The 22028-nt window shown below is 72.1% G+C and carries 23 protein-coding genes; 18 read left to right on the top strand and 5 right to left on the bottom strand.

Translation table 11 applies throughout. From position 1 onward, the window contains the following. The first annotated feature begins 68 nt into the window (after positions 1–68). Both AB0B55_RS03440 and AB0B55_RS03435 read left to right on the top strand, forming a co-directional pair. Positions 69–803, top strand: a complete 735-nt coding sequence (locus AB0B55_RS03440) for a DUF1963 domain-containing protein (protein ID WP_357170018.1) — start codon at positions 69–71, stop codon at positions 801–803. A gap of 119 nt (positions 804–922) precedes the next feature. After that, entirely contained in the window at positions 923–1783 is an 861-nt protein-coding gene (locus AB0B55_RS03435) for a class I SAM-dependent methyltransferase (RefSeq protein WP_357170015.1), read from the top strand. Positions 1784–1901: 118 nt separating this feature from the next. On the opposite strand, the gene AB0B55_RS03430 is transcribed toward AB0B55_RS03435, so the two are convergent. Continuing rightward, complete coding sequence (locus AB0B55_RS03430) at positions 1902–2618, bottom strand: isocitrate lyase/phosphoenolpyruvate mutase family protein (protein WP_357170012.1); 717 nt, start codon at positions 2616–2618, stop codon at positions 1902–1904. A gap of 191 nt (positions 2619–2809) precedes the next feature. On the opposite strand from AB0B55_RS03430, the gene AB0B55_RS03425 reads away from it, so the two are divergent. Genes AB0B55_RS03425 through AB0B55_RS03415 form a run of 3 tightly spaced genes read left to right on the top strand, consistent with a single transcriptional unit; the run spans position 2810 to position 4060 of the window. Then, positions 2810–3268, top strand: coding sequence for an SRPBCC domain-containing protein (locus AB0B55_RS03425; protein WP_357118475.1), 459 nt, complete (start codon positions 2810–2812; stop codon positions 3266–3268). Beyond that, complete coding sequence (locus tag AB0B55_RS03420) at positions 3265–3615, top strand: metalloregulator ArsR/SmtB family transcription factor (protein WP_357118472.1); 351 nt, start codon at positions 3265–3267, stop codon at positions 3613–3615. The genes AB0B55_RS03425 and AB0B55_RS03420 overlap by 4 nt, the downstream gene beginning before the upstream one ends. Before the next feature lies 1 nt (position 3616). Beyond that, positions 3617–4060, top strand: a complete 444-nt coding sequence (locus AB0B55_RS03415; protein WP_357118469.1) for an SRPBCC domain-containing protein — start codon at positions 3617–3619, stop codon at positions 4058–4060. Positions 4061–4068: 8 nt separating this feature from the next. On the opposite strand, the gene AB0B55_RS03410 is transcribed toward AB0B55_RS03415, so the two are convergent. The 3 genes from AB0B55_RS03410 to AB0B55_RS03400 form a co-directional block, all read right to left on the bottom strand. Beyond that, on the bottom strand, positions 4069–4359 hold the full coding sequence (locus AB0B55_RS03410; protein WP_357118466.1) for a GNAT family N-acetyltransferase: 291 nt from the start codon (positions 4357–4359) through the stop codon (positions 4069–4071). Between the two features lie 95 nt (positions 4360–4454). Further along, positions 4455–4724, bottom strand: a complete 270-nt coding sequence (locus AB0B55_RS03405; RefSeq protein WP_357118463.1) for a GlsB/YeaQ/YmgE family stress response membrane protein — start codon at positions 4722–4724, stop codon at positions 4455–4457. 180 nt (positions 4725–4904) lie between these two features. Then, positions 4905–6077 carry a beta-propeller fold lactonase family protein gene (locus AB0B55_RS03400; protein ID WP_357170009.1) on the bottom strand — a complete coding sequence of 391 codons (1173 nt, stop codon included), beginning with the start codon at positions 6075–6077 and terminating at the stop codon, positions 4905–4907. Positions 6078–6313: 236 nt separating this feature from the next. On the opposite strand from AB0B55_RS03400, the gene AB0B55_RS03395 reads away from it, so the two are divergent. From AB0B55_RS03395 to AB0B55_RS03335, 13 genes are all read left to right on the top strand, one after another. Next, positions 6314–7033, top strand: coding sequence for a DUF1223 domain-containing protein (locus AB0B55_RS03395; RefSeq protein WP_357170006.1), 720 nt, complete (start codon positions 6314–6316; stop codon positions 7031–7033). A 63-nt stretch (positions 7034–7096) separates the two neighbouring features. After that, positions 7097–7471: an MmcQ/YjbR family DNA-binding protein gene (locus AB0B55_RS03390; RefSeq protein WP_357170004.1), complete on the top strand. Its 375-nt coding sequence runs from the start codon at positions 7097–7099 to the stop codon at positions 7469–7471. Between the two features lie 172 nt (positions 7472–7643). Beyond that, on the top strand, positions 7644–10556 hold the full coding sequence (locus AB0B55_RS03385; protein ID WP_357170001.1) for a glycosyl hydrolase: 2913 nt from the start codon (positions 7644–7646) through the stop codon (positions 10554–10556). A 338-nt stretch (positions 10557–10894) separates the two neighbouring features. Beyond that, positions 10895–12187, top strand: coding sequence for a cytochrome P450 (locus tag AB0B55_RS03380; protein ID WP_357118447.1), 1293 nt, complete (start codon positions 10895–10897; stop codon positions 12185–12187). Between the two features lie 251 nt (positions 12188–12438). After that, on the top strand, positions 12439–12918 hold the full coding sequence (locus AB0B55_RS03375; protein WP_357169998.1) for a helix-turn-helix transcriptional regulator: 480 nt from the start codon (positions 12439–12441) through the stop codon (positions 12916–12918). A 179-nt stretch (positions 12919–13097) separates the two neighbouring features. Further along, complete coding sequence (locus AB0B55_RS03370; protein ID WP_357169995.1) at positions 13098–15554, top strand: nitrate- and nitrite sensing domain-containing protein; 2457 nt, start codon at positions 13098–13100, stop codon at positions 15552–15554. A 16-nt stretch (positions 15555–15570) separates the two neighbouring features. Beyond that, entirely contained in the window at positions 15571–15975 is a 405-nt protein-coding gene (locus AB0B55_RS03365) for a roadblock/LC7 domain-containing protein (protein WP_355051152.1), read from the top strand. A gap of 39 nt (positions 15976–16014) precedes the next feature. Next, positions 16015–17208 carry an ABC transporter substrate-binding protein gene (locus AB0B55_RS03360; RefSeq protein ID WP_357169992.1) on the top strand — a complete coding sequence of 398 codons (1194 nt, stop codon included), beginning with the start codon at positions 16015–16017 and terminating at the stop codon, positions 17206–17208. Further along, positions 17205–18101: a branched-chain amino acid ABC transporter permease gene (locus AB0B55_RS03355; RefSeq protein WP_357169989.1), complete on the top strand. Its 897-nt coding sequence runs from the start codon at positions 17205–17207 to the stop codon at positions 18099–18101. Before AB0B55_RS03360 ends, AB0B55_RS03355 begins: the two co-directional genes overlap by 4 nt. After that, positions 18098–19108: a branched-chain amino acid ABC transporter permease gene (locus AB0B55_RS03350; RefSeq protein WP_357169986.1), complete on the top strand. Its 1011-nt coding sequence runs from the start codon at positions 18098–18100 to the stop codon at positions 19106–19108. The genes AB0B55_RS03355 and AB0B55_RS03350 overlap by 4 nt, the downstream gene beginning before the upstream one ends. Continuing rightward, on the top strand, positions 19105–19848 hold the full coding sequence (locus AB0B55_RS03345; RefSeq protein ID WP_357169984.1) for an ATP-binding cassette domain-containing protein: 744 nt from the start codon (positions 19105–19107) through the stop codon (positions 19846–19848). The genes AB0B55_RS03350 and AB0B55_RS03345 overlap by 4 nt, the downstream gene beginning before the upstream one ends. Then, positions 19848–20618, top strand: a complete 771-nt coding sequence (locus AB0B55_RS03340; RefSeq protein WP_357169981.1) for an ABC transporter ATP-binding protein — start codon at positions 19848–19850, stop codon at positions 20616–20618. The genes AB0B55_RS03345 and AB0B55_RS03340 overlap by 1 nt, the downstream gene beginning before the upstream one ends. A gap of 64 nt (positions 20619–20682) precedes the next feature. After that, positions 20683–21501: a methyltransferase gene (locus AB0B55_RS03335; protein WP_357169978.1), complete on the top strand. Its 819-nt coding sequence runs from the start codon at positions 20683–20685 to the stop codon at positions 21499–21501. 128 nt (positions 21502–21629) lie between these two features. Here AB0B55_RS03335 and AB0B55_RS03330 read toward each other — a convergent pair whose 3' ends face one another. Further along, the gene (locus AB0B55_RS03330) at positions 21630–21995 is read right to left on the bottom strand and encodes a hypothetical protein (RefSeq protein WP_357118417.1); all 366 of its coding nucleotides are present in this window, start codon (positions 21993–21995) and stop codon (positions 21630–21632) included. Positions 21996–22028: the final 33 nt, after the last annotated feature.

The following is a 22028-nucleotide window of genomic DNA, read 5'->3' as shown; positions in this document are numbered from 1 at the left end:
GCGGCGTCGAACCCGCGTGGCGGTCGCGCCCCGATGTCTGTCGGACCTTTCCGGCACAATGCCTGCCCATGGACGTACGACAGGAGTTCCGGGCCGCGGCCCGGAAGCAGGGCGTGCCGCTGGACGAGATCGAGCGCTGGGTGCGGCTGGCCCGACCACAGACGGAGCTGGTTCCGAAGGGCGACGGCCTGCCGGTGGTCGGTCGGTTCGGCGGTCTCGCAGCGTTGCCGCAGGGCCAGGAGTGGCCGCCCGGGCAGTGTCTCGTGTTGACGCTCGACCTCGCCGCGATCCCCTCGCACGGGCACGACCTCGACCTGCCGGCCGACGGGTCGCTGCTGTTCTTCGTCGAGCCGCGCTTCACGCCCACCCGGTGCCGGGTCGTGCATGTGCCGGCCGGCACTGCGGTGACCGAGCGCCCCAACCCCGGGGTGCCAATCTTCGATCCGGTCCCGCTGCACGCTCGTGCCGGCTGGAGCCTTCCGGAGAACGAGCGCGAGACGCCGTTCGACCTTCGTCTGGACGACGAGGTCGAGGAGGCGATCGGGGAGGTGATGTGGTACCTCGACGGCAACGACCACGAGTTCTCCCTCGGCGGCTACGGCGCCGCCAGCACCGGCGGCGCGGACAATCCCATCCTCGACGCCACCGAGCACACCGTGCTGGCCACCGTCTGGCTGGACGAGGGGCAGGTGGGTGACGCGTTCGGCGAGACGTTGATCGTCGTCAACTTCATGATCAGGCATACGGACCTGGCCGAGCGCGCCTTCGACCGGATCTGGCTGATGACGGACTTCAACGGCTGACCCGGTCAGGGGCGCCGACGGCGTGTGTGGCGGCGCGACGGTGTCGGGGCACCGCCCTAGTGCTGTGACCACGAACGTTCACGGTGTTGGGTGACGCGCCGCCTAGCTAGGCTGAACGCATGACTCATGCGGCGGAACCGATCGAACCGTCCGGGGTGTGGGCCACAGCCGTGGGCGTGGCCCGGGTGCGGGCAATGGAGACGGCACGCGAGCAGCCGCTGTTCCGCGACCCGCTGGCGCTGGCATTCGCCACGGCCGGCGGGAGAGGCCCCGGGACGCCGCCGCCCCCGCGCACGGACGAGGCGGCGCGGCGCCGCTGGCTCGGTGTGGCCTTCTCGATCGTCATCCGGACGAAGTTTCTGGACGACCTGCTGGATCGGGCGGTCGCGTCCGGCGTCCGGCAGGTCGTGCTGCTCGGGGCCGGGATGGACAGCAGGGCCTTCCGGATGGACTGGCCCGCGGGTACGCGGTTGTTCGAGGTCGACACGGCCGAACCGCTGGGCTTCAAGGCCGCGGTGCTGCGTCAAGAGCGTGCCGTTCCGCGCTGCGAGCGGATCACCGTCCCGGCCGACCTCCGCGAGGATTGGTCCGCCGCCCTGGCCGCGGCCGGGCATGATCCGGCGCAGCCGACGGTGTGGATCGCCGAGGGACTGCTGATCTATCTACCCGAGGACGCAGTGGAGTCGCTGCTCGAACGGGTCGGCGCGCTGTCCGCCGCAGGCAGCAGGATGGGCCTCACACTGGGCTCGCGCGGTGTGGTCGAACGCTTCCGCGGGGATGCCGTTTCGGGATCGGCAGCGTCGATGTGGGTCTGGGAGATGCCGGAGGACCCGGTCGGCTGGCTGGACGGCCTCGGCTGGGAGGCGGAGGCCTTCACCCTGCGTGAGCGCGCCGAGGCCTACGGACGTCCTGCGCTCACCCCGCCGCAGCAGGACGAGGGCGCGGGCGGGCTCGTCTCGGCGGTTCGCGCCGCGCCCTGATCACTGCGCCGCCGCATCCGTACGAGATCTGTCACCGACGCAGCCTGACCGCCACGACGCCGTCCGACCAACAGGCCCGACGGCCTGTCGGCCAACGTGAACGTTCGTGGTCACGGCACTAGACGCGCAGGTTCGCCGCCAGGTCGCCGATCGCGCCCATCGCGTACCGCTGCAGGCCCGGGCCGAAGGTGATGCGGGTGGCGCCGTTGCGGGCCAGCTCGGCCACCGACTCCCGGCTCGGGGCGGCGGCCATGTTGATCGGGCCGGCGATGCCCTCGCGCAGCGCCGGAAGGACCTCGATGGGCGCGCGCAGCGGGTAGACGCAGTCGACCCCCGCCGCCACGTAGAGCTTCGCGCGGGCGATCGCGTCGGCCGGATCGCCGGTGCCGAACAGGAAGGTGTCGACGCGCGCGTTGATGACGAGCGCGTCGCCGGCCGCCGCCCGCACCTCAGCCAGCCAGTCCGCGTGCCGCTGCGGTTCCTTGACCGTGGCGTGCCCCTCGGAGTCCTCCAGGTTGCAGCCGACGGCACCGGCCTCCAGCAGCCGCTCGACCAGCTCGGCGGGCGTCAGCCCGTACCCGTCCTCGACGTCGGCGGAGACCGGTACGGACACGGCCCGGACGATCCGCGCCACCGCGGCGAACATCTCGGCGGCCGGGGTCGCGCCGTCCTCGTAGCCGAGGGAGGCCGCGACTCCGGCGCTGGGCGTGGCGAGCGCGTCGAAGCCGGCGTCGGCGAAGACCCGGGCGCTGCCCGCGTCCCAGGCGTTCGGCAGGACGAGCGGGTCGCCGACCGGGCGGTCGTGGTGCAGGGCACGGAGCACGGAGGCGGTCATCGTTCAGGTCTCCCGGGGGTCGTGAAGGGACGGCGGTGCGGGCCGGACAGTCCACCCGACCTGCACCGTACCGCCGTCGCACGCTCCATGCTGCCGGGAGACCCGCCGCACCGACGCGCAACAAAAGGTTGCACGTCGCCGCCGGGCCGTTGTACCGTGACGCAACCAAAGGTTGCGAGAGGGTGGTACGCATGGAGTACGGAGTGATCGAACGCGACATCGACGTCGACGCCTCACCCGAGGTGGTCTTCGAGGTGATCAGCCAGCCCGAGCACGTGCGGGAGTGGTGGCCGGACGACGCCCGGTTCGAACCGGTCGCGGGCGCGCCCGGCGAGCTGGTGTGGCGCGACGCGCAGACCGGCGCGACGACGACCGTCGACCTGGCCGTCGTCGACGTGGACCCGCCGAAGCGGTTCTCCTTCCGGTGGTGCTTCACCGAGCCGGACCGCGGCGGCCAGTCGTTGCTGGTCACCTTCGACCTCGTTCCGACCGCCACGGGGACCCGCGTCCGGATGACGGAGACCGGGTTCCGCGAGATGGGCTGGGAGGTCGCCCTGCTGGAGAAGCAGTACCAGGACCACGTCAGCGGGTGGAACCACTACGTCCCGAACCTCGGCGCGTACGTCACCCGGCTGGTCGCCACGTCATGACCACGGCAGTCGACGATGCCCTGTGGTCGGCGATCGGCGATCCCATCCGGCGCAGCATGATCGACCTGCTGCTCACCGGCGGGCCCGGCACGGCCACGTCACTGAGCGAGCGACTCCCCGTCACCCGCCAGGCCGTCTCGAAGCACCTGACCGTCCTGGACCGGGTGGGCCTGATCCACTCGACTCCCGCCGGTCGGGAGCGTCACTACCAGGTCGACGAGGCGCAACTGGCCCGCGCGGTCGCCCAACTGACCGCCGTCGGGGCGACCTGGGACGCCCGCCTGCGCCGGATCAAGCGGATCGCCGAGACGATCGAACGTCACCGCACCGACAACCACGGAGAATGAGATGGTCGACATTTTGCACCGGGTCGGCGTGGTCGCCCCGCTCGACGACGTCTACCGCGCGGTGGCCACCCCGGAGGGACTCGCCGGTTGGTGGACGACCGACACGGTCGGCACGAGCGAGGTCGGCGGGCAGCTGGCCTTCCGGTTCGGCGACGTCGGTGGCTTCGACATGCAGGTCCTCGACCTGGACCCCGGCGGCCACGTCCGCTGGCGGGTCACCGGGGGTCCCGAGGAATGGGTCGGCACCGAGATCGACTGGCACCTTGACCAGCGGGGCGACCACACGATCGTCCTGTTCGCCCACGAGGGCTGGCGTGCGCCGGGCGAGTTCATGCACCACTGCAGCACCAAGTGGGCGACGTTCCTGATGAGCCTGAAGGAGCTGGTGGAGACCGGGCGGGGCAGGCCCGCCCCGGACGACGTCGCAATCAGCGACTGGCACTGAGCGCGGGGCTACTTCACCTTGCGGGTGGACCGTACGACGATGTCCTCGTACTCGGGGTGCTTCACCAGCCACTCGGCGAGGAACGGACAGATCGGCACCACGCTGCGGCCCTTGGCGCGCGCGTCGTCCATGACGGCGCGCGCCAGGGTCGAGCCGACGCCCCGACCCTCGTACGCCGGATCGACCTCGGTGTGGGTGTAGGCGATGATGGCGCCGGTCAGCTGGTAGGTGACGATGCCGGCGACCGCGTCCGTCTCGTCGCGCGCCTCAAACCGCTCCCGCGCGGGCACGTCTGTCACGGTGAACTGCACCGGATCATCCAAGCACAGCGCCCGTGGCGACCAGTCGTCGCCACGGGCGCGTGGGGGACGCGGGCCCCCGAGGGAGCGGGGCGTCAGGAGCGCCGCCGGCCCAGGACGGCGGCGGTGCCGGCCACACCGATCGCGGCGAACACGACCTGCAGGAGCAGCTCGATCCAGTCGATGCCGGCGGTGTCGTCGACGCCGAGAGCACCGGCGACGAGCGTGCCGAGGATCGCGGCGAGCACGCCGATCGCCAGGGTGAGCACGATCGAGATGTTCTGCTTGCCGGGAACCACGAGGCGACCGAGGGCGCCGATGACCAGGCCGATGATGATGGCGGTGAAGAAGCCCTGGATTTCCACGGGGGCCGTCCCTTCCGAATGCGTTGTCGTCAGCGACGTCTGGTTGCCCCACGCCCGGCCCCGCCGAAACCGGCGATCGGCCCGCGGGCTGATTTGTCACACAGTTGTCATGTCCCGGCCGGGACGGGAACGCGCGCTGGTCCCGGCCGAAATCGACCGGGACCAGCGGGGTGTGGACGGTCAGGAGGCGGCGATGCCCTCCATGCCGATGCCGTCGGTGAACTTCGGCAGGCCCTCGACGGTGGTGACGAGGCGCAGCGAGCCGTCGTCGTTCACCTCGTAGCCCTGCACGTTGCCGGCGGCGGCGTTCTGGACGTACAGGAAGCCGTCGCTGGTGGTCATGTCGATCGACCCGCCGCCGGTGTCGGCGGCGACGCCGTGCACGAGCTGGAGCTTGCCGTCGTCGTCGACCTTGTAGGCGCTGATCGTGGAGCTGCCGGCGTTCGCGACGTAGAAGTAGTCGCCGACCCGCTGGATCCAGCAGGGCGCCTGCTGGCCGTTCGGCACCGACGGCCCGAACTGGTCGAGGGCGCCGTCGTCGTCGATCTCGAAGCGGCTGACCTCGTTGCTGCCGGACTCGGTGACCAGCACCGAGTCCTCGCTGTCGAAGGTGAAGCCGAACGGCGTGGACCCGGCGTCACTGATGACCGGCTGGCGGGACAGTTCGCCGTGGCGACCGATCTCGTAGCTGAACATGACGTTGGCCGCCTTCGTCGACACCAGGACGAACTCGCCTTCCGGGTCGATCTTGACCTGGGCGGGGGCGGTCATGAACGCCGGCGGGTTGCCGTTGTGCAGGCCGAGCGAGCGGTTGGCGCCGTGGATCGGCGACAGGCGTCCCTTGTCCAGCTCGAAGCCTTGCACCGACCCCTCGCCACCGGCGTTGAGCACGTAGACGAGGTGGTCGCGGACCGTGACGCTGACCGGGAGCAGACCCCCGGACCAGATCACCTGCCGCTTGTGCAGCCGGGTGCCGTCGACGTCGAAGACGGTCACGGTGTTGCTGCCGGCGTTAACGGCGAACAGCAGCCCGCGGTGGTAGATCAACGACCCCTGCGACGCCAGCGCGTCGACCGGCGCGCCGATGGTGAAGCCGCCGAGGCCGCCGGTCTCGTACTCCCCCGCCTTGCTGAGCTGGCCGTCGTCGTCGCGCTCGTACACCTTGATGGTGTTGCCCTCGGCCTTGTTGGTCTGGACGAAGACCGCGCCCTCGCTGCCCCGGTGGTGTCCGCGTCCCCCGCCGTCATCGTGGCCACCTGCGGGACCGCCGTCCGCGAAGGCGGCCCCGGGAAGGCTTCCGGCGCTGGTCAGACCCACCAGGAGGGCCGCCGCTAGCGCTACGCTGCGCTTCATCACTGATCTCCTTAGCCGCAACTCACGAGGAATGAGAGTTTTTCTCTCCTTCGCAAGCTATCGGAGGAAGATCCCCCTTCGCGGTTGGTTACCCGTAAGTGGCATCGCCGCGCGTAACGGCGGATTTGTGCTACAAGAGGCGTTCCAGGAGCCGGAACCACCTCGCTGCCCAGGCGTCGTCGGCGCGGTAAGGGGAATCGCAGAGCGGTCAGCGGTCGCACCGGAGGAGACACACCATGACGAACCCCGCACCGGGTCCACGCTCGTCGATGAACGGTGGTGGTGTCGCCGTCGTGGAGTTGTTCACCTCCCAGGGCTGCAACAGCTGCCCGCCCGCCGAGGAGCTGCTCACCGAGACCGAGCGCGACGCCCGCACGCGTGGGGAGCCGGTGTTCGCCCTCGGCTTCCACGTGGACTACTGGGACGATCTGGGCTGGCCCGACCAGTTCGCGGACGCGGCACACACCGCACGGCAGGAGGCGTACGCCCGCGCCTTCGGCTCCGGACGTCTCTACACCCCGCAGATGATCGTCAACGGCAGCGTGGAGTTCGTCGGCTCCGACCGGGGCCGGGCCGCGAGCGCCATCGCGTCCGCCCTGACGTCGGCCGCCGCCGCGCCCCTGACGGTGTCGGTGCCGCAGGTCGGCGGAGGCGGCACGCCGTTGGTCCTGGACTACCGGGTCGAGCGGCCGCCGCAGCGCGCGGTGGTGAACGTGGCGATCGTGCAGCGCGGCCTGGACAGCGCGATCGCCCGGGGCGAGAACGCCGGCCGGACGCTGCGGCAGGACAACGTCGTACGCGCCTTCGCGTCGACACCCCTGCACGGCGAGCGGGGGCAGGTGGAGCTGGCCGTGCCGCCGGACCTCGACCCGGGCCAGGCCACGGTGATCGGTTACGTCCAGCGCGAGGCCGACCGGGTGGTCGTGGGCGCCGCGGCGGTCGACCTGTCCGGCTGAGTCCTGTCGGTCCCGGTGCGTACTCTCGGCTCATGCGAATGGCGCGTGACGTGCGGGGTCCCGGTGGCTGACGCCGACGACGTCCGCCGCCTGGCCCTGGCCCTGCCCCAGACCGTCGAGATCGACAGCGAGGGCTTCGACTTCCGGGTGGCCGACAAGGGTTTCGTCTGGTCCTATCCGGAGCGCACGCCCGGCCGGCCACGGGTGATCCGCCTCGACATCGCGGTGCTGTTCGTCGGGGACGAGGCCGAGAAGCAGGCGCTGCTGCTCGGTGAGCCCGACGTCTTCTTCACCACGCCCGGGTACGACGGCCTGCCGCTGGTGCTGCTGCGCCTGGCGGCCGTCGACGTCGACCGGCTCCGCGAGCTGGTGACCGACGCCTGGCGGATGCGCGCGCCGGAGGCGCTGCACGCCGAGCTGGACGGGGTCGGCCGGTAACCCCGGTCAGTTCGCGACATCCGCACGCAACCGAACGGACACATTGACGGGGATCTCGACGGTCGATTACCGTGCCGTCTGAGAGAGCGCTCTCTCGATCGACGTTTTCCACAATTCAGACGCAAGGCGCCGGGGCGGCACGATCCGCGCCCGGACGCGCGATGGAGGCACCATGAAACCTCCCGTCCCCCACCGCCGATGGGCGCTGGCAGCCGCCACCGCCCTGGCCCTGGTCGTCGGTGGCCTCACGATCCCCGTCACCCGTGCCGCCGAGGCCGCGCCCGTCGGCGCCGGCAGCTACACCACCACCCCGGTCGGCGCTCTCCCCACCGGCTGCGGGCAGATGTCCAGCAACCCCCGGCAGTTCGCCACCGCCAACGCCCCCGCCGGAGCGGTGCCCACCAACGACTGGTGGTCCTCGCTGCTGTGGAAGCGCACCGACTGCGCCTTCAGCGAGCCCCTGCACGCCCACCCCACCTCGTACGACACGTTCACCGACGGGCTCGGCTTCTCGGCCAACTCCACCCCCGCCATCAGCGGCACCGCCACCGGCGTCGGCGAGTACCACTACCCGTACGTGCAGGACATCCGCGTCGGCGTGGCCGGGCTCGCCGCGCCCCAGGTCAAGGTGGACGGCTGGACCGACTGGACGGTCAGCCCGTACTGGAGCGACGGGGCCCGCACCCTGCGCGCCACCATCGGCCACGGCCTGCCGTTCGCCTACTTCCAGGCCACCGGCGGGGACGCGGTGATCGGCACGTCCGGCACCCCCGACGTGTGGTCCAACAGCGGGACCACCATCGGCTTCCGGGTCAACGGCCACGACTACGTGGCGTACGCCCCGAGCGGCGCGAGCTGGGCCGTCAGCGGTAGCCGCATCTCCTCCACCCTGGCCGGTCGCGGCTACTTCTCGGTGGCCCTGCTGCCCCCGACGGGCAGCGCCAGCGAGCGGGCCGACCTGGCCACCAGCTACGGCCGGTACGCGCACGCCCACGTCACCGGCACCCGGGTCTCCTACTCCTACGACCCGTCGACCAACGGCCTGAGCACGACGTACGCCTTCACCACCACCGCCCGCGAGGGCAGCGCCACGCAGACCGTGGTGAGCCTCTACCCGCACCAGTGGAAGTCCCTGTCGGGCTCGACCCCGATCACGCCGACCTACCCGTCGGCGCGGGGCCGGATGAAGGTCCTCACCGGGATCAGCCAGTTCCGTACCGCCATGACGTTCCAGGGCGTGCTGCCGGAGCTGCCGGCCGTCGGCGACGGGAGTGGATCGGATCTGTCCACGTTGACCGGTCACCTGGCCGCGGCCCGGAGCAACCCGATGGACCAGCGCGGCAACGACACGTACTGGACCGGCAAGGGGCTCGGCCGGGCCGCCCGGATCGCCGAGATCGCCGACCTGGTCAACGACACCACCACCCGCGACAGCGCGCTGAACGCGATCCGCTCCACGCTCACCGACTGGTTCACCGCCTCCACGGGCAAGACCAGCAAGCTCTTCTACTACGACGCGAACTGGGGCACCCTGATCGGCTACCCGGCGTCGTACGGCTCCGACCAGGAGCTCAACGACCACCACTTCCACTACGGCTACTTCGTCGCCGCCGCCGCGACGCTGGCCAAGTTCGACCCGTCGTGGGCCGCGAGCAGCCGCTACGGCGGCATGGTGGACCTGCTGATCCGCGACGCCAACAACTACCGTCGCGACGACACCCGCTTCCCGTACCTGCGGGACTTCGACATCTACGCCGGGCACGACTGGGCGTCCGGGCACGGCTCGTTCGGCTCCGGCAACAACCAGGAGTCGTCCTCCGAGGGGATGAACTTCGCCAACGCCCTCATCCAGTGGGGGCAGGTCACCGGCGACACCGCCGTCCGGGACGCCGGAATCTTCCTCTACACGACACAGGCCGCCGCGATCCAGGAGTACTGGTTCGACGTCAGCGACCAGAACTTCCCGGCCGCCTTCGGGCACTCCACCGTCGGCATGGTCTGGGGCGACGGCGGGGCGTACGCCACCTGGTTCAGCGGCGAGCCGGAGATGATCCAGGGCATCAACCTGCTGCCGGTCACCGGTGGGCACCTCTACCTGGGCGCCAACCCGGCGTACGTGCGCACCAACTACGCCGAACTGGTCCGCAACAACGGCGGGCCGCCGACGGTGTGGCAGGACATCCTGTGGCAGTTCCAGGCCCTCGGCGACCCCGACGCGGCCCTGGCCAACCTGCGCGCCAACCCGGGCTACACCCCGGAGGAAGGCGAGAGTCGGGCGCACACCTTCCACTGGATCCGCAACCTCGCCGCGCTGGGCACCGTCGACACGACGGTCAGCGCCAACCACCCGCTCAGCGCGGTCTTCTCCCGTAACGGCGCGCGCACCTACGTGGCGTCGAACCCGACCGCGAACCCGATCACCGTCACGTTCTCCAACGGCACGCGGCTCACGGTAGGGGCCGGACGGACGGCCACCACCGGGGCGTACACCTGGAGCGGCGGCAACGCCTCCGGCGGCGTACCGCCGACGAGCACGCCGACCACCGCACCGCCCACGACGGCACCGCCCACGACGGCGCCACCGACCACCGCCCCGCCGACCACGCCGCCGCCCAGCTCGGGCTCGCCGACGCGGTACCTGCTCGCCGGTGGCGGGTTGGGCAACGCGGGCAGCACGGCCACGACCACGGTCGCGGCCGCCAACGGAAACCACGACGGTACGCCGACGAACGCCCAGGTCTTCACCGCGACCGGCCTGAACCTCACCTACTCCGGTGCGCAGACCGCGTTCGACCTGTTCGTGGACGCGGGAACCGCCGTCGGCAACGGCACGCAGGTACGGGTCTCCTACGACCTGACCGGCAACGGCAGTTGGGACCGGACGGAGACGTGGCGCTACTTCGCCACCGACCCGGTCACCGGCTACGAGCACTACACCCAGAGCGCCGGCCTGGCCTCGGCGACCGGGACGTTGGGCACGTTGAGCAACGGCACGGTCCGGGTGGAGGTCTGGTCGGCCATCGGCAACAACCCCACCACCCTGGGCATCGGCAACCAGTCGGTGCTGCGCCTTCCGTACTCCTGACCGGTCCCTCCGCGCCCGCCGTCGGCCGTGCCCCGGCCGACGGTGGGCGCGGTGCCGTCACCCGGGGCCCGGGCGATCGTTGCCCGGAAATGGGGAAGCGCGGGTACGACGGATCGGGGCAAGCACCAGCCTGCAACGTGCAGCGGGCGAGGGCCGAGATGGTCCTGCATTTCACAAATCACGGCACCGCTAAATAGATAAACACCAATCTTGACGTACGCATCGGGGCAGCGCACCGTGAGGAGCAGGCGGCGGATGCCCACCATTGTCGGCCCGCCTCGCGCGACGGACGGAATGCGAGCGCCGCTGAATTCGCGCGGCGCGTCAGGAGGCATTCGATGCAGTTGAATCCGTACTCAGGAGCCTATCTCAGCGATCCCGCCGCCACCTGGCGACGCATTCTCGACGATCCCGCTCGGGCGTTGTACGCCGAGGATCTGGGCCTGTGGTTGATCAGTCGGCACGCGGACGTCCGGCGGGCCCTCGCCGACGCCACGACGTTCGGCAACGCCCTCACCCTGGCCCCGGTGTACGAGGTCTGCCCGGCGGCGATGAGCCTCGTCACGCAGCTCGACGCGCCGCCGACCACGGTCGCCGCCGACCCACCGGTGCATCCCCGTACCCGCCGCGCCCTACGGGCGACCTTCGCCAACACCGCCGAGCGGGCCGAGGCGGAGTACGGCCGGATCGTCCGCCGCCGCGTCGAGGACCTGGTGTCCCGACTCGTCGCCCAGCAGGGCCGGCGGGTGGACCTCGTCAGGGAGTTCACCACCGAGCTTCCGCTGCTGGTCATCCTGGACATCCTCGGGGTTCCCGACGCCGACGTCGACCGGATCCGGCGGTGGGCGGACGGCCAGGTGGCCCTCATCTGGGGGCAACCGGACGAGGACGAGCAGGTACGCCTGGCCCGGGGCCTGCTGGACTTCTGGCGCTACTGCCAGGACCTGGTGCGGCAGCGACTCGACAGCGGCGCCGAGGGCGGCGATTTCATCAGCCGCGCCCTGGCCTACCGCGACGATGACGACGACGTGCTGACCGTGCCGGAGGTGGCGAGCCTCGCCTTCAACCTCCTGGTGGCCGGGCACGAGACGACCGCCGGGCTGCTCGCCCACGCGCTCGACGCGACCCTGTCCAGCCCGCACCGGTGGCGCGCACTCGTCGGCGACCCGCGTTCCGTGCCCGCCTTCGTGGCCGAGACCCTCCGGTTCGCGCCCGCCATCGACGGCTGGCTGCGGGTGACCCGTCGGGACGTCACCCTGGGCGAGGTCACCATTCCGGCGGGCGCACGCTGCCTGCTGATGATCGGGGCGGCCAACCGGGACCCGTTGGTGTTCGCCCGACCGGACCGGTTCGATCCATACCGTACGGACGCCGCCGATCACCTGTCATTCGGCCACGGACCACATTTCTGCATCGGCGCGGCATTGGCGCGATTGGAGGCCGACGTCGCGCTGACCCACCTCGCCGCGACCATTCCCGGCCTGCGCCTCTCCCCCGACCATCGCCGTTCGTTCACCCCCAATGTGTCGTTCCGGGCGCACGACGCCCTGCTCGCAACAATCGACATCCACGCGCCCGCCGACGTCCCGGAGGCAACCCCGACCGCTCCGGCCACGGCACAGGCCGCCTGACGGGCAGGCCACGGCGGTGTCGACCGGTGCGGCGGCCGGACGGCGGCCCGGGTCCTATCGGCAGGACGCTGCCGACACCTGCGGACGAGTCGGGCGCGTGGATCTCTCGCGCATTGCGCGACAATTCATCGCGCACGTCTTCACACCCATCGTGTCATGGGTTAAGAATTGCCCCCTATGAATGTCCGGCCCGTCGGTCAATCTCGATCTGACGCCCGTCGCTGATTCGCGGACGCCACGAAGGTGAGCGCATGGAGCACACGCCCCCGCCGAGCGCCGCGTACTCCGCGGCCAGCCAACAGTTCCGGTGGGAGCTGCGCGCCTGCCGGGTACGGCGGGGCCTGACCCAGCGGGCCCTGGCGGACCTGGTGCGGTTCAGCCGGGAGACGGTCGCGGCGGTGGAGTCGGGCCGCCGCTTCGGCAGCCAGGAGTTCGCGGTCCGCTGCGACGACGTGCTCGACACCGGCGGTCGGCTGGCGACACTGTGGCCGCAGGTCGCGGCCGAACAGTTGGCGGCGGACGGTCGACGGGGTCCGCGATCCTCGGACCGCGCTCGCCTCGACCCACCCGTGCCGCGCCAGCGCGGTCGTCGCGACGCGCGCGACCCGGGCGCCGTGGTGGACGCCATCGACGAGCTGCGCGAGTTGATCGGTCAGGTGCTCAGCAGCCAACCCGAGGCGGACGACGCCGCACCCTGGCGCGGGCCGGAGCGCTTCGACGATCAGCCCTGAGCGCGTCCCACACCGGCCGGAGGCGGCACGCCACCGGCCGCTGACTCTGGGTACAGATGCTGGTACGGCCAGTTTGTACCACCGCGAGGTCTGGCCTCCGAGCGCGGGTTCCGGCGGAATGGGACTTGCATTCGGCAAGGTGCATATAGACCGTCATCGACGAGTCGCGGGAGTCAATCTTGGCGTCGAGCACGAGGTCCCACGCGGCCCGACCCTACCCGACCCGCCAGCGCGGCTGGAAGATCGCCGGCCGGATGCGCCTCATCGTGGCGGCGCCACTGGTCGCCGTCATCGGGTTCGCCGGCCTCGCGCTGACCGAGAGCGCCCGCCAGACGAGCCGGGCCAGCGACCTGGAGGTGTTGGCCCGCCTCGGCGCGGAGGCCGGTGACCTGGCGTACCGGCTGCAACGCGAACGGGTCGCGGCCGCCGACCTGCTCACCAACGCCGCCGCCGAACAGCAGGACGCGTTCGGCACGGAGATGGCCGCCACCGACGCCTCCGTCGCGCGCTACCGCCGCCAGCGCGACCGGGTGCCCACCGACGCCAACGCCCCGCTCCTGCGCCGCGTAGACGCCGCGCTCGACGGCCTGGCACCGCTGCGCACCCAGGTCCGGACGGCGGAACACGCCTCGGTGTCCGCGATGACGTTCAGCTACCGCATCGCGATCGCCGACCTCATCACCTTCCGGGACAACGTCTCGCACGGCGTCGTCAACGCGCGGCTCGCCGACGGCATCCGCGCCTCGGCCGCGCTGTCGAAGACCGCCGAGGCGATCGGCCAGCAGCAGGTCGCCGTCCTGCGGGCCGTGGCGGCCGGCGAGCTGACCCCCGCCACCCAGCAGGACATCACCGCCGCCCGCACCAGCTACACCGAGTCCAGCCTGTCGTTCCTGGCCCTCGCCCCGGCCGAGTGGGGCCTCTGGTGGGAGCAGGCCGGCACCGGCACGGAGGCGCTCGCCCTGCAACGGATGCAGGACGAGGTGAACCGCGCCCAACCGGGATCGTCGCTGCGCCTGGCGACCGCCGACTGGGTCACCACGACGCAACAGCGCGCCGCCCGCCTGGCCGACCTGCGGGGCCGCGTCGACGTGGCGGTGCTCGACGACGTGCGCGCCGCGTACGCCGACCAGCGCCGCCGGGCCGTGGCCGAGGCCGTCGGCGTACTCCTGGCGCTGGTGCTGACCGCCCTGGTGACCTGGGCCGTCGCCCGGCAGATCACCCGCCGGCTGCGACGACTGCGCGACGCGGCCAACGCCGTCGCGTTCGAACAGCTCCCCGCCGTGGTGGCCCGGCTGCAACGCCCCGACAGCTCCAGCGTCGACCCCGACGAGCTGGCCCGCCAACAGTCCACGGCGGCCCTGGAGGCGTCCAGCGACGACGAGATCGGCGAACTCGGTCAGGCGTTCAGCGCCGTGCACCAGGCCGCCGTGCGGACCGCCGCCGAGCAGGCCGTGATGCGCGCCAACACCGCCGACATCTTCATCCACCTCAGTCGACGCGAACAGCGGCTCGTCGACGCCGTGCTCGCGCAGGTCGACCGGGTCGAACGGGACGAGACCGACCCCGACCGCCTGCACCAGCTCTACGCCCTGGACAACCTGGCCACCCGGATGGGCCGGATCAACGCCAGCCTCCTCGTGCTGGGCGGCGTCGGCGTCGGCCGGGTACGCCAACACGACGTCCCCCTGCAACAGGTGCTCCAGGCCGCCCAGTCCCAGATCGAGCACTACCCGCGGATCCGGCTCGGCATGGTCGACGGCGACGTCGCGGTGGCCGCCAAGTCCGTCGACGAGGTCGTGCACCTGCTCGCCGAACTCATGGACAACGCGACGGCCTACTCACCGCCGGGCAGCGAGACCTGGGTGAGCGGCCGCAGCCTCGGCGACCGGGTCATCGTCCAGATCAGCGACGAGGGCGTGGGCCTGGCCCCGCAACGATTGCAGCAACTCAACGAGCTGCTGGCCCGGCCACCCGCCATCGACGTCGCCGCCGTCCGGGCCATGGGCCTGGTCGTCGTGGGTCAGCTCGCCGCCCGCCTCGGCGCGAGCGTCCAACTACGCCGTGGCCCCCGACGCGGCACCCTCGCCGAGGCGACGCTACCCGCTGCCATGATCCGGTCACTGCCGCCGGAGGAGTACCTGCTCGCGCCCGGCCGACTGTCCCGGCGGGCCGCCCGCACGTCCGCCGCCCCGCCCCCGTACCGGCCCGGCCCGGAACCCACCGCCGGGCGCGCCCCCGCCACGCGGACGCTGCCGGCGGCGCCCGTGTTCCGCCCGACGCCCCGCCTGGACCCCGCCGACGCGCCGACCGAGGAGCTGCTCATCTTCGAACAGGTCAACCACTGGTTCCACGCCGACGTCGTGGACGCCCCGAACGGCCGCCAGTGGTCCAGCCCCGCCGACGACGCGTGGCAGACCGCCGCCCAGGCCCAGACGCCCGAGGTGGCCACCACCACCACGGCCGGGCTGCCCAAACGACAACCGCAGCGGCATCTGGTGCCGGGCGGCGTCACCCCGCCCGCCCCGCAGCAACGCTCCGAGTACCGCGACCCGGCCCAGGTCGCCACCGCGATGGCCGCGTACGCGCGCGGAGTGGCGGCCCGCCGGCGTACCCCGATCAACCTGAGCAACAAGTGACGGGACAGGAGAGCACGTGACCGACCACCAGGACCTCGGCTGGCTGCTGGACAGCTTCGCCGAGCGCGCGACCGAGGTCAGCCATGCGATCGCCATCTCCAGTGACGGCCTGATGGTGGCCGCCACCCGCGACCTGCCGCCGGACCGGGCGGACCAGCTCGCCGCGACCGGCAGTGGCCTGGTCAGCCTCCTACGGGGCGCGGCGGCCTTCTTCGACGCCGGGGCGGTGATCTCCAACGTCACGCAGCTCGAGGGCGGCTTCATGTTCTCGATGGCCTTCAACGACGGCGCGTCGCTGCTCGTGCTCGCCGCGCCCGACTGCGACGTGGGCAAGGTGTCCTACGAGATGACGGAGCTGGCGAACCGGATCGGCGACGCGCTGACCCCCGCGGCCCGAGCGGCGCTCGCCCGCAGCCGCTGACCCACCGACCGACCCCCTCCCTCTTCCCCTGGAGACGACATGTCCCTCACCACCCCTGCGCGCAGCCGTGCCGTCGGCGCCACGCTGCTCACGCTCGTGCTCGCCGTGAGCACGGCCTGCGCAGACAACGAACCGGCCACGAGCGGCGGCGGGTCCATCAAGATCGGACTCCTCGCGTCGCTGTCCGGGACGTACCAGTCCGTCGGCAAGGAGATCCGCGACGGCTTCGAGCTGTACCTGGACACCCACGACGGCAAGCTCGGCGGCCGGCAGGTCGACCTCGTCGTCGCCGACGAGGGCATCGGCGCCGCGACCGCCGTGCCGGCGGCGACCAAGCTCCTCAAGCAGGACCGCGTCGCCGCGCTCACCGGCATCGTCGGCGGCGGCTCGGTCGCCGGCGTCTACCCGCTGCTACAGGAGACCAAGGTGCCGCTCGTCGGCTCCAACGGCCGACCGGAGATCAAGGACGTCTCCCGGGTGTGGCACACCTCGTACCTCTCCGACGAGCCGGGCGCCGCGATCGCCCAGCACGTCAAGGACGACGTCAAGGGCTCGGTGTACGCCATCGGCCCCGACTACCAGGGCGGCTGGGACGAGCTGCGGGGCTTCACCGAGGCGTTCGCCAAGGCCGGCGGGACGCTCGCCAACCCCGACGGCAAGACCACCTTCACGCCGTTCCCGGCCACCACCAACTTCACGCCGTACTTCGCCCGGATCAAGGCCTCCGGCGCGCAGGCCGTCTACACCTTCTACGCCGGCAGCGCCGCCGTCGACTTCGTCAAGCAGTACGCCCAGTCCGAGATCAAGGACATCCCGCTGTACGCGGCCGGATTCCTGACCGAGGGCGGCGTGCTCAACGCCCAGGGCGAGGCGGCCCGGGACATCTACTCCGTGCTCAACTACTCCCCCGACCTCGACAACGCCGAGAACCGCAACTTTGTCGCGGCGTGGAAGGCCAAGCACGACGGGTCGCCGACGACGTACGCCCTGGCGTCGTACGACGCGGCGGCGGTGCTCGACCGTGCCATCGGGGCCGCCGGCAGCGACCCGACACCGGAGGCGATCAACGCGGAGATCGGCAAGCTCGGGCAGATCGCCAGCCCGCGCGGCGCGTGGCAGTTCTCCTCGGTCACCCACTCGCCGGTGCAGAAGTGGTACCTGCGTCAGGTCCGCCAGGACGGACGGGCGCTGTCCAACACCGTCGTGGGCGACCTCGCGACCGTCGGCCGGTGAACACCGTGGCGGCCGGCACGAACCGGATCGACCCGTACCTCATCCCGGCGCTGGACGGTGTCGCCTACGGGCTGCTCGTGTTCGTCGCCGCGGCGGGCCTGGTCTTCTGCTTCGGCGTCGCCAACATCCTCAACCTGGCACACGGCATGCTCTACGCGATCGGCGGCTACACCGCCGCGGCGGTGCTCGACGGCGGCTGGGCGAGCCTCGCGCTGGCTCTCGGCGTCGGTGTGCTGGCCGCCGCCGCGGCCGGCGTGGTGCTCGCCGGGCTGCTCACGCCGGTCGCCACCGGCAACCACCTCACCCAGGCGCTGCTGACCTTCGGGGTGGCGCTGGCCGGCGGCAGCCTCCTCGTCGCCGGTTTCGGCCCCGACGACCCGCAGGTACGGGTCCCGGCCGCCCTCGACGGGTCGGTGGCGGTCGCCGGGCACCGCTACGCCGCGTACCGGCTGGTCTTCATCGTCGTGGCGGCGGCGCTCGCCGCCGGTCTCTACCTGATCGTGCGGCGGACCCGCGCCGGGATGCTGGTCCGCGCGGCCGTGGACGACCCGGAGATGGTCGCCTGCCTGGGCGTGAGCCCGACACGGATCCGCGTCGGCGTGCTCGCCGCCGGTGGCGCGCTGGCCGGCGCGGCCGGGGTCCTCGGCGCGCCCATCATCGGCCCCGGCGCGGACACCGCCGACACGGTACTGCTGCTGTCGCTGGTCGTCGTCGTCCTCGGTGGGCTCGGCTCCATGGTGGGCACCCTGCTCGCGGCCCTCGCCGTCGGCGAGATCCAGACGCTGGGCGTGGCGCTGCTGCCGTCCGCCGCGCCGTTCCTGCTGTTCGCCGCCATGGCCGCCGTGCTCGCCGTCCGGGCGCGCGGTCTGGCCCTGCACTGGGCGGCGACGTGAGGGACGGAGTGCTCCGCCGGGTACGCGCCACCATCGCGGTGCTCGTCGTCGCCGGCCTGATCGTGGCCCCGTGGGTGGTCGACGACTACACCGCGGCGATCCTCGCCCGGACCCTCGCGCTGGGCCTGGTCGGGGTGAGCGTCGCGCTGCTCACCGGGGTCGCGGGCCTGCCCACCCTGGGTCAGACGGCGCCCTACGCCGCCGGCGCGTACGCCAGCGCGGTGCTCGGCAGCCAGGTCTCGGACGTCGGCGTGGTGCAGGTCGCCGTCGCCGCGCTGGCCGGGGCGACGCTCGCCGCGGTGACGCTGCCGCTGGTCGTGCCGGCCCGGGGCGTCATCGTCCTGATGATCACCCTGGCGATCGGCGAGCTCGTCGTGACCGTCCTCGGACGCTGGCGGTCGGTGACCGGCGGCACGGACGGCCTGGCCGGAATCACCCCGGTCCGTCCGCTGTGGGGACTGCCGGTGCTGGCCTCCGACCGGGCCCGGTACGTCTACACCCTCATCGTCGTGGCGGCGCTTGTCGGCGCGGTCCTGCTGCTGGTGCGCACCCGCGGCGGACTGCTGCTGCGGGCCGCCCGCGACGACGAGGCGCGGCTACGGGCCAGCGGGCACCGGGTGCCGCTGTACCTGTCCGGCGCGCACGTCGCCGCCGGGGCGATCGCCGGCGCGGCCGGCTCCCTGCTCGTCGTCGCCCAGCAGTACATCTCCCCCGCCGACTTCGGCTTCGACACCTCGGCGCTGCTGCTGCTCGGCGTCGTCATCGGGGGCACCGCGTCGGTCGGCGGCGCGCTGGTGGGCGCGGTTCTCGTCATCGCCGTACGCGACTGGTTGTTCGGGGTCCTGCCCGGACACGCGCCGCTGGTGCTGGGCGCGCTGTTCGTGGCGACGGTCTACCTGCTGCCCACCGGCGTCACCCGGGTCCGCCGCCCTCGGTCGCGGCAACCCGTCCCCACGCTGGACCGCCCGGCCGCGGCAGCCGCCCGCACACCGGAGCTACGGGTATGACCTGCCTGCTCAGCGCCGAGAAGGTCACCGTGCGGTACGGCTCGCTCGCCGCGCTCACCGACGTCGACCTGTGCGTGCACGACGGCCAGCGCCACGCCCTGATCGGGCCCAACGGGGCCGGCAAGACGACCCTGCTCAACGTGCTCGGCGCGACGACCCGCCCGCAGCACGGCACGGTGCGTTTCGCCGGGAGCGACGTCAGCCGGCTGGGGCCGGCGGCCCGGGCCCGCCGCGGCATCGACCGGACACACCAGCGGCCCGCCGTCTTCGCGACCCTCACCGTCAGCGAGAACATCGAGGTCGCCGCGCTGCCCCGGACGGTCCGACCACACCGCTGGTGGCCCGGTGGAACCCGGGACGCCGCCCGACGGCGCGCCGCCGCGCTGCTCGATCAGCTCGACCTGTCCGACCTCGCGACGGTACCCGCCGGTCAGCTCGCACACGGGCAACGCCGACAGGTGGAGATCGCGATGGCCCTCGCCGGCCGTCCCCGCCTGCTGCTGCTCGACGAACCGGCGGCCGGACTGTCCGCCAGCGAGGTCGGCCGGCTCGCCGAACTGCTGGCGGCGCTGCCCCGGCAGGTCGCCGTGCTGCTGGTCGAACACCACCTGGACCTGGTGTACGCCCTCTGCGACACCGTCACCGTGCTGCGCGACGGCCGGACGGTGGCCGCCGGCACACCGGACGAGATCCGTACCTCGCCGCTGGTGCGGCGGGCCTACGCCGACGGGGTGTCCTGATGCTGTACGTGGAGCGGCTCTGCGCCGGCTACGCCGGGGGGACCGTGCTGCACGACGTCGACCTGCGGGTGGCGGCGGGGACCATCCAGGCCGTGGTGGGTCGCAACGGCGCCGGCAAGAGCACCCTCGTGCACACCATCGCCGGGCTGGTGCGCGCCTCCAGCGGGCGCGTCGAGATCGGCGGCGTCCGCGTGGCCGGACGGCAACCCCACCGGGTCGCCCAGTCCGGCGTCGGCCTCGTACCGCAGGGCCGGCGGGTCTTCTCCCGGTTGACGGTGGCCGAGCACCTCGTCCTGGCGGCCGCGCCGTGGCGGACCGCGACACCCGGCGGCGAGGGTTGGACGGTGGCCCGGATCCTCGAGCTGCTGCCGCGCCTGGCGGTACGGCTGCGACACCGCGGCTGCGAACTCTCCGGCGGCGAGCAGCAGATGCTGGCCATCGCCCGCGCGCTGCTCGGCCAGCCACGGGTGCTGCTGCTCGACGAGCCCTGTGAGGGGCTCGCGCCCGACCTGGCCGCGCGGGTCCGCGACCTCGTCGGTCACCTCGCCGCGAACGGGTTGACCGTGCTGCTCGTCGAGCAGCAACTCCGCCACGCGATCGAGATCGCCGACCGGGTGGCGGTGCTGGAGTACGGCCGGGTGGTCTATGACCGGCCGACCACCGAGGCGCGCAGCGACCCGGGCCGCCTGGAGGCGATGGTCGGCATCACCGCCACCCGCACACCGCCGGGCACCGGAGCGAGCCCACGGCTCTGGGCCGACACCCCGTAGTCAGCCGGCCCCCGCGTGCGGGGCCGACACCCCGCAGTCACCCACTCGGAGAGGCGGACGACGTATGGCGACCCCGACCAGCGACGGGACGTACACCTTCGACAACGGCGCACCGGACGCGGTACCGCAGATGCGGGCGCTGGAGTCCTTCCTGGACCCGATCACGATGCGCCGCCTGGCCCGTCCGGTCCTGCGCCTCGGGTCGACCTGCTGGGAGGTCGGTGCCGGGGGCGGCTCGATGGCCCGGCGGATCGCCCGTGCGGTCGGCGGGGACGGCAGCGTGCTCGCCACCGACATCGACCCCACGCACCTCGTGGCCGACGGCAACCTGCGCGTACGCCGGCACGACGTCCGCGCCGATCCCCCGCCCGGGGACGCGTTCGACCTGGTCCACGCCCGGCTGGTGCTGCTGCACCTACCCGAGCGCCGGCGGGTCCTGCGTACCCTCGCCGGAGCGCTGGCCCCCGGCGGCTGGCTGGTCGTGGAGGAGTTCGACTGCACCACGCCGGTACGGGTGCTGACCGCGCCGAGCGACGACGCGGCGAAGCTGTTCGCGCAGGTGATGGACACCATGATGGGGGTGCTCCAGGACCACGGCGCCGACCTGGGGTGGGCGCAGGACGTGCACACCGAGATGACCCTCGCCGGCCTGGCCGACGTCGACACCGTCACCCATTCGCAGAGCTGGGCCGGCGGGTCGACCGGCACGTCGCTCTACGAGACGAACTCCCGCCAGTTGGAGCCGGACCTGCTGGCGGCCGGCCTGTCACCGCAGCAGCTCACCGCCTTCCGTCGACTGGTCCGCGACCCGGCGTTCGCCGTCATGAGTTACCACTTCGTCTCCACCAGAGGCCGCCTCGGTGCCACCCCCCACACCCCCTAAACCGTCCTAGGACACCACCCCTCCCTGCTCGGCCGTCGACGTCCCATGGAGGGCTTTGTCAACGCCCGGGACGACCGCGGGCCCGTTACCCCCGGCACCGGGGGTAACGGGCCCATCTGCGAACTGGCCTACCCGAGACAGGTGACGACGGCCGTAAGGGTTTGAGCCGTGGTTCCCCGGTTGGAGCCTCGTACCGCCCAGCCGTTGCCCGACGCGAACGAGTCAGTGAGGAAGATGTCGAACGCGGATGTCTGTCCGCCTCCTCCGGTGACGATCGTGCCAGCGGGGCAGGTGGCGAAGGAGATATTGTTCGCGCCCGCCACCACTGTTACGGGAGTCCCTGTCGTTTGCGACAGTGCGGTCATCCCGGACGGCTTCTTGCTCGCGGCGGGACTGGTGTCAGCCGCGTTCGCCCCGCTCAGAGGAACGATCAGCAGAAGACCGCTGACCGATAGTGCCGCTGCGCTGCTGATGAACAACTTCTTCTTCTGCACGCCTGGTTCTCCCCTCGAGACATTCGACCGGAC

It is taken from the genome of Micromonospora sp. NPDC049107 (assembly GCF_040648595.1).
Classification (GTDB): Bacteria; Actinomycetota; Actinomycetes; order Mycobacteriales; family Micromonosporaceae; genus Micromonospora.
The sequence above is the reverse complement of the archived record's forward strand: the minus strand, read 5'-3'. Positions and strand labels throughout refer to the sequence as shown.